The sequence below is a fragment of the Citrobacter sp. wls706 genome (assembly GCF_005281305.1).
GTDB lineage: Bacteria > Pseudomonadota > Gammaproteobacteria > Enterobacterales > Enterobacteriaceae > Citrobacter > Citrobacter werkmanii.
Genome location: NZ_SZXG01000024.1, coordinates 1 through 891, shown reverse-complemented (window position 1 = coordinate 891; position 891 = coordinate 1). Strand labels below are relative to the sequence as shown.

Genomic DNA, 891 nt, shown 5'->3' with positions numbered 1-891 from the left:
CCAAAAGTTTTTGTTTATTTACTGACAACCATTGAGACGCTTTATCAAACGAGGGTTCCCCTTGAGGTTCAAAACCGAAAGAACGTCCATCTCGCAACATCAGATTGCTTAGTTATCGCTTGTTACCTATGGGGCGTACTGCATTTTAGTGAAACGCTTAAAGCTAAGCACCAACTTGCTCAAAGTTTATTTCCTAATTTCCTAGAATATTATCGCTTTGTCCGCCGTTGTAATGCCCTCTTACCGAGTATCCAAGTCATTCGCCAAGCACTCGTCTTTAAAGAGGTTGAAGGAATGAGTGTATCCATTATTGACAGCTTCCCCATTCCTTTGTGTCAGCCTATTCGTAATTTCAGAAGCAAAGTTCTTGGAGATTATGCAAATGTTGGCTACAATGCTACAAAGGGACAGTACTTCTATGGATGTAAATGTCATGCTTTAGTCAGTGAATCAGGCTATGTCATAGACTACACAATTACTCCTGCTTCAATGGCTGATAGTTCAATGACCGAGGAAGTGTTGAGTCAATTTGGGACACCAACAGTCCTTGGAGATATGGGATATCTAGGTCAGTCACTGCATGATAGGCTGGAATTAAAAGGAATTGATCTAATGACACCTGTCAGGAAGAACATGAAGCAAAAGAAAATCCTTTTCCCTAATTTTTCAAAACGTAGAAAAGTGATTGAGCGAGTTTTCTCTTTTTTGACAAATCTAGGAGCTGAGCGTTGTAAAAGTCGTTCGCCTCAAGGTTTTCAATTGAAATTAGAGATGATACTTTTAGCGTATTCTTTACTGTTAAAATCAGCTAAATCACTGGAACCAGAGACTTTAAGATATTCTATCGGGTATCAAGTCATGGCTAAATAATCAACTAGCAATTCGGGTTTA

The 891-nt window shown here is 39.1% G+C and carries 1 protein-coding gene; it reads left to right on the top strand.

Annotated features, from left to right (window positions below):
• The coding region (locus FDW92_RS04885; RefSeq protein WP_137400555.1) for an IS982-like element IS982B family transposase at nucleotides 1-870 on the top strand (870 nt) is incomplete at its 5' end.
• Nucleotides 871-891: the final 21 nt, after the last annotated feature.